The following is a 6,311-nucleotide window of genomic DNA, read 5'->3' as shown; positions in this document are numbered from 1 at the left end:
GCCAAAGAAGGAGGAGCTGTTGGAATTCGTGCCAATACTAAAGAGGATATTAAGGAAGTAAAAAGAAATGTAGATCTTCCAATTATAGGGATCGTAAAACGAGATTATGATGATAGCGACGTTTATATAACGCCTACAATGAAAGAAATAGACGAACTTATGGAAGTTAAACCAGAAATTATAGCCCTAGATGCAACTGCCAGCTTAAGACCTAATGGAACTACATTAGATGAGTTTTATTATGAAATTAAGGGTAAGTATCCAAATCAAAAGCTTATGGCAGATTGTTCTACAGTAGAAGAAGCTATACATGCAGATAAACTGGGATTTGATTACATAGGCACGACTTTGGTAGGATATACAAAACAAAGTGAAAATTATAGAATTGAGGAAAACGATTTTGAAATTTTAAGGGAGATAATAAGTAAAGTTTCAAATAAGGTAATTGCAGAGGGAAATATAAATACACCAGAGAAGGCTAGAAGAGTGTTAGAACTTGGAAGTTATAGTGTTGTAGTAGGGTCAATAATAACTAGACCACAAAATATAACTAAGTTATTTACAGACGCTATATGCAACATGTAAAAGATAATTTTACGAAAAAAATAATTAAAAATTTTAATAAAATATATATAAGGGAGAGATATTGATATGATGAATAATGCAGATATGAAGGGAATATACAGTGCACTTTTAGTTTCTTACAATGAAGATGGAACAATAAATGAAAAAGGACTTCGTGAAATAGTACGTCACAATATAGATAAAATGAAAGTTGATGGTTTATATGTTGGTGGAAGTACTGGAGAAAACTTCATGCTTGGAACTGAAGAGAAGAAAAGAGTATTTGAAATAGCAAAAGATGAAGCAAAAAATGATATAAAATTAATAGCTCAAGTTGGTTCAATAAATGTTTATGAATCAGTAGAATTAGCTAAATATGCAACTGAATTAGGATATGATGCAATATCAGCAGTAACACCTTTTTACTACAAATTCTCATTTAATGAAATAAAAGATTATTATAATACAATTATAAATAGTGTTGATAACAGATTAATAATATATTCAATACCATTCTTAACTGGTGTAGATATGACTGTTGAACAATTTGGTGAATTATTTGAGAATGAAAAAATAATAGGTGTTAAATTTACAGCAGCTGATTTCTATTTATTAGAAAGATTAAGATTAGCATATCCAAACCATTTAATATATGCTGGATTCGATGAGATGATGTTACCAGCTACAGTACTTGGTGTAGATGGAGCTATAGGTTCTACATTTAATGTTAATGGTGTAAGAGCTAGACAAATATTTGACTTAGCTAGAGAAGGTAAAATAGAAGAGGCTAGACAAATACAACATGTTACTAATGATTTAATAAGTGCTATACTTTCAAATGGATTATATGCAACTATAAAAGAATTATTAAAATTACAAGGTGTAGATGCTGGATATTGTCGTAAACCAATGGCTCTAACAACAGAAGCTCAAAAAGAAGAATCTAAAAAGATATTTGATAAATTTTTTTAATAAAAATAAGTATTTAAAAAATAAATCATTTAGCTAGATGCCTAGTAGAAAATAATTAAAAGGAGAAGACTTTAGTATTAAATTACTAAAATCTTCTCCACAAAAATATATAAAGGCATTATAAATAACTTTTAGGGGAGGAAATTAATATGGGATTTACGAAGATAGATTTTATTATATTAGTAGTATATTTAGCAGCTGTATTATTTGCAGGTCTATATTTCTCTAAAAAAGAGATGCAAGGAAAAGAATTCTTTAAAGGTGATGGAACTATTCCTTGGTGGGTAACAAGTGTATCAATATTTGCAACTTTATTAAGCCCAATTTCATTTTTATCATTACCAGGAAATTCTTATGGAGGAAGCTGGATTCTATGGTTTGCCCAATTAGGTATGTTAATAGCAATACCAATAACTATTAGATTTTTCTTACCTATATATAGTAAACTTGATATAGATACTGCATATCATTATTTAGAATTAAGATTTGATAGCAAAGCTCTTAGAGTGCTTGGAGCATTAATGTTTATAGTATATCAAATAGGAAGAATGTCAATTATAATGTATTTACCTTCTATGGTACTTGCAGATTTAACAGGTATAAATGTTAATATATTAATAATTGTAATGGGTGTTATAGCAATAATATATTCTTATACAGGAGGATTAAAGTCGGTACTATGGACAGACTTTATCCAAGGGAGTGTCTTACTTGTTGGTGTAACATTTGCTCTAATATATCTAATTAGTAGTATAGATGGTGGAACAGGAGCTATATTTGATACTTTAAAACAAGGTAAATTTATAGGAACAGACGAAGTGTTATTTGATCCTAATATGTTAAAAACAAGTGTATTTATAATATTTGTAGGAGCAGGATTTAATACTTGTTCTTCTTATATATCTAGTCAAGATATAGTTCAACGTTTTACAACAACTACTGATACAAAGGAATTAAATAAGATGATGTTAACTAATGGTGCATTATCAATATTTATAGCAACTGTATTTTACTTAATAGGAACAGGTCTTTATGTATTCTATGGACAAAATCCTGAACTAGCTCATACAATTCAACAAGATCAAATATTTGCTTCTTGGATAGCATATGAATTACCAGTTGGTATAACAGGTATATTATTGGCAGCTATATATGCAGCAGCTCAATCTACTTTATCTACTGGACTAAACTCAGTAGCAACAAGCTGGACATTAGATATACAAGAGCGTTTAAGTAAAAAAGAAATGAGTTTTGAAAAGCAAACTAAGATAGCTCAATATATATCACTTGGAGTAGGTATAGTTGCAATTGTAGTATCTATGGTACTAGCAAATGGAGAAATAAAATCAGCTTATGAATGGTTTAATGGATTTATGGGATTAGTGCTAGGTGTATTAGCAGGAACTTTCGTACTTGGAGTATTTACAAAGGTAGCTAATACAACAGGAGCTTTTGCAGCTTTTGCTGTTTCTACTGTGGCAATGATTTATATAAAATATATGATGCCAGATGTATCTATATGGTCTTATTCTATAATATCAATAGGGATATCTTTAGTAGTAGGAATACCAGTAAGTTATATATCTAGAAAAGTTAAAAATGATACAAGTGTACCAAATAAGGACACAGTAATAGCTAAATAATAGGAGGTATTTATGATATTTGGGAATATAAAAAATTTACATGAGTATGAGTATTTAAAAGAAAATTTAACAAGATGTTTTGAATATGCAAAATCTAATGATTTATTAAACTATGAAAAGGGAAGCTATGAAATAGATGGAGATAATCTTTTTGTAAATATAGTTGAGTATGAAACTACTGAAGTTGAAAATAGATTTTGGGAAGCACATAGAAACTATTTAGATTTACATCTTATGTTAGATGGAAGTGAACAAATAGATGTAAATTTTATAGAGAATATGGTACAAAAAGAATTTGTTGAAAAGGATGATTTTTTACCTTTAGAGGGTGAAAAAAAAGGTCATATAGTTTTAAATAAAGATGACTTTTTAATTTGTTATCCTAATGATGCTCATAGAACTGCAGTTAAGGTTAAAGAATCTGAAAAAATAAAAAAGGCAATATTCAAAATAATTATTTCAAAATAGATTAAGTATTTAAGCAAATAAGGAGGGAGTGTAGGTAAATTTCTATACTCCCTTATATTCGTATAAAAGAAAGGTTAATGTTATGAAAAATTATGTGTGCATAGATGTGGGTGGAACTTCTATAAAATATGGAGTCTTAAATGAAGACTTAATATTTTTAGATAATGGCGAAATAGAAACAGAAGCCTATAAGGGTGGACAAAATATTTTAGGCAAAATTATTGATATAGTAAAAAAATATAAATATTGTTATGAAATAGAAGGAATATGTATATCGACTGCTGGGATGGTTGATTGTAATAAAGGAGAAATTATTTATGCATCATCATTAATACCTAATTATACAGGTACAAAAATAAAGGAAATCGTTGAAAATACATTTAACATACCATGTGAAGTGGAGAATGATGTGAATTGTGCGGCTTTAGCAGAACATTTTGCTGGAGGAGCAAAAGGAAGTAACACAAGTATCTGTTTAACTATTGGAACAGGCATTGGTGGGGCTATTATAATTAACAATGAAATCTATCACGGAGCATTTGGTAGTGGTGGAGAAGTAGGTTATATGAATATGATGGGATCAACATTTCAAGAACTTGGAGCAAGTAGTGTATTAGTGAAAAAAGTATGTAAGAAAAAAGGCTTTAAAAACAATAAAATTAATGGAAAATATATATTCCAAAAAGCTAAAGAAGGAGATAAAGATTGTATATTTGCCATAGATGAAATGATAGATGTATTAGGTATGGGGATAGCCAATATTTGTTATATTGTAAATCCAGAGGTTATAGTACTTGGTGGAGGAATAATGGGACAAAAAGAATATTTATATGATAAAATAAGAAATAGTATAGATAAATATTTAATACCATTTATAGCTGAAAAAACAAGATTGGAATTTGCTCAAAATCAAAATCAAGCAGGAATGATAGGAGCCTATTTTAATTTTAAAAATATGAGATTAAAAAGAAAGTAAACAAAATGAGAGGGGCAAATGTATGAATGAATACCAAAAGAGTATAATACCTCAAATAGAATCCTTATATGAAAATTTTACACCTTCAGAAAAAATTGTTGCAGATTTTTTCATACATAATAATGAGGAAGTTGATATATCATCAAAAAATTTATCTAAAATACTTTTTGTATCGGAAGCATCTATTTCAAGATTTGCTAAGAAATGTGGTTTTGATGGATACAGAGAATTTTCATTTGTATATAAGCAAAATTTTGAAAAAAGTACCCCAAACATAACAGAAAGTTATACAAAGCAAGTTCTTGATACTTATGAAGAACTTTTAAATAAAAGTTACACGTTAATTGATGAAAAGCAAATACAAAGAATAGTAAATCTTTTCTCTATCAAAAAAAGAGTATATATATATGGTAGAGGTAGTTCTGGATTAGTAGCTCAAGAAATGAAGCTTAGATTAATGAGACTAGGTGTAAATGTGGAAGCGATATCAGACAGTCATATTATGAAGATGAATTCAGTGCTTATGGATGAAGAGTGTTTAGTTATTGGTATAAGTGTGAGTGGTAATACACAAGAGGTAATAAACTCTTTAAAAGTTGCTTATTCAAGAGGGTCAAGTGTAGTATTAATAACATCAAAAAAAGATGAAAATATGGAATCTTACTGTAATGAGATATTATATATTGCAGTAAAAGAACATTTAGAAAATGGTAAAGCTATTTCACCTCAATTTCCAGTGCTTGTTATAGTAGATATTTTCTATGCTCATTTTCTACAAAGTGATAGACTTAGAAAAGAAGAGTTACATAGTAATACAATTAATGCTCTTTATAATAAATAATATAAATAATAAAATTTATAAGTATTTAAATAAAAAATAACTATACTATTTGTTTAGTATAGTTATTTTCTATTTATAAGTGTTTTAAATTATTTATTTAAAGATCTAATACCATCATTAACAACTTCATAGTCATTTTCATTTAAAAGACTAGCAGCCTCTTTGTCAAGAATTACTATTACATCTTGGTGTAATTGAAGTATAGAAGCTGGTACTTCAGGAGTTACTTTACCATAAACTGAATTATATATAGCTCGAGCCTTATTTTTACCACTAGCTAAAAGTAATATTTTTTTACTTTTGAATATACCACCAGTTCCCATTGTAACTGCTTTTGTAGGAACGTCATCTATGCTATTAAAAAATCTAGCATTAGCTTGTCTAGTTGATTCGTTTAAAGTTACTACATGAGTTCCAACATTAAAGTTTATAGTTGGCTCATTAAAACCTATATGAGCGTTATTTCCTATTCCAAGTACTTGAATATCTATTCCACCAGCTTCCTCAAGCATTTTATCATAATTTATACATTCTTGCTCCACATTTTCTGACATACCATTTGGTATAAACACATTTTCTTTATTTATGTTTATATGGTTAAATAATTTATCATCCATAAAATAGTGATAACTTTGATCATTGTCAAAAGGCAGTTGGTAGTATTCATCCAAGTTAAAAGATTTAACTTTAGAGAAATCAACTAATCCTTCTTCATACATCCTTATTAAATTTTTATACATTCCTACTGGAGTACTTCCTGTAGCAAGACCTAATACTGAATTAGGTTTTAAAATTATTTGGCTCCCTATTATTTGTGCTGCTTTTTTACTTAATGCTTCATAGTTTT

General features: G+C 28.4%; 7 protein-coding genes. 6 read left to right on the top strand and 1 reads right to left on the bottom strand.

Going from position 1 to position 6,311, the window contains the following annotated elements:
* From J7G74_RS14000 to J7G74_RS13975, 6 genes are all read left to right on the top strand, one after another.
* Positions 1-585: N-acetylmannosamine-6-phosphate 2-epimerase (locus J7G74_RS14000; RefSeq protein WP_297136466.1), on the top strand; the 585-nt coding region annotated here is incomplete at its 5' end.
* A gap of 69 nt (positions 586-654) precedes the next feature.
* Entirely contained in the window at positions 655-1,536 is an 882-nt protein-coding gene (locus tag J7G74_RS13995; RefSeq protein WP_297136468.1) for an N-acetylneuraminate lyase, read from the top strand.
* Between the two features lie 149 nt (positions 1,537-1,685).
* Positions 1,686-3,179, top strand: a complete 1,494-nt coding sequence (locus J7G74_RS13990) for a sodium:solute symporter (RefSeq protein WP_297136464.1) — start codon at positions 1,686-1,688, stop codon at positions 3,177-3,179.
* A 12-nt stretch (positions 3,180-3,191) separates the two neighbouring features.
* A complete protein-coding gene (locus tag J7G74_RS13985; protein WP_297136462.1) occupies positions 3,192-3,647 on the top strand; it encodes a YhcH/YjgK/YiaL family protein in 456 nt (151 codons plus the stop codon).
* Positions 3,648-3,729: 82 nt separating this feature from the next.
* Positions 3,730-4,623: an ROK family protein gene (locus J7G74_RS13980; protein WP_297136460.1), complete on the top strand. Its 894-nt coding sequence runs from the start codon at positions 3,730-3,732 to the stop codon at positions 4,621-4,623.
* Between the two features lie 22 nt (positions 4,624-4,645).
* The gene (locus J7G74_RS13975; protein ID WP_297136459.1) at positions 4,646-5,464 is read left to right on the top strand and encodes a MurR/RpiR family transcriptional regulator; all 819 of its coding nucleotides are present in this window, start codon (positions 4,646-4,648) and stop codon (positions 5,462-5,464) included.
* A gap of 89 nt (positions 5,465-5,553) precedes the next feature.
* On the opposite strand, the gene nagB is transcribed toward J7G74_RS13975, so the two are convergent.
* Positions 5,554-6,311, bottom strand: a 758-nt coding sequence (nagB, locus tag J7G74_RS13970) for a glucosamine-6-phosphate deaminase (RefSeq protein ID WP_297136457.1), incomplete at its 5' end; no start/stop codon positions are given.

Source organism: Terrisporobacter sp. (assembly GCF_017888745.1).
GTDB lineage: Bacteria > Bacillota > Clostridia > Peptostreptococcales > Peptostreptococcaceae > Terrisporobacter.
The sequence above is the reverse complement of the archived record's forward strand: the minus strand, read 5'-3'. Positions and strand labels throughout refer to the sequence as shown.

Excerpts from the sequence above, each read along its gene's own strand:
- J7G74_RS13980 (WP_297136460.1), top strand. The coding sequence starts at position 3,730 with ATGAAAAATTATGTGTGCATAGATGTGGGTGGAACTTCTATAAAATAT.
- J7G74_RS13975 (WP_297136459.1), top strand. The coding sequence starts at position 4,646 with ATGAATGAATACCAAAAGAGTATAATACCTCAAATAGAATCCTTATAT.
- J7G74_RS13990 (WP_297136464.1), top strand. The coding sequence starts at position 1,686 with ATGGGATTTACGAAGATAGATTTTATTATATTAGTAGTATATTTAGCA.
- J7G74_RS13995 (WP_297136468.1), top strand. The coding sequence starts at position 655 with ATGAATAATGCAGATATGAAGGGAATATACAGTGCACTTTTAGTTTCT.
- J7G74_RS13985 (WP_297136462.1), top strand. The coding sequence starts at position 3,192 with ATGATATTTGGGAATATAAAAAATTTACATGAGTATGAGTATTTAAAA.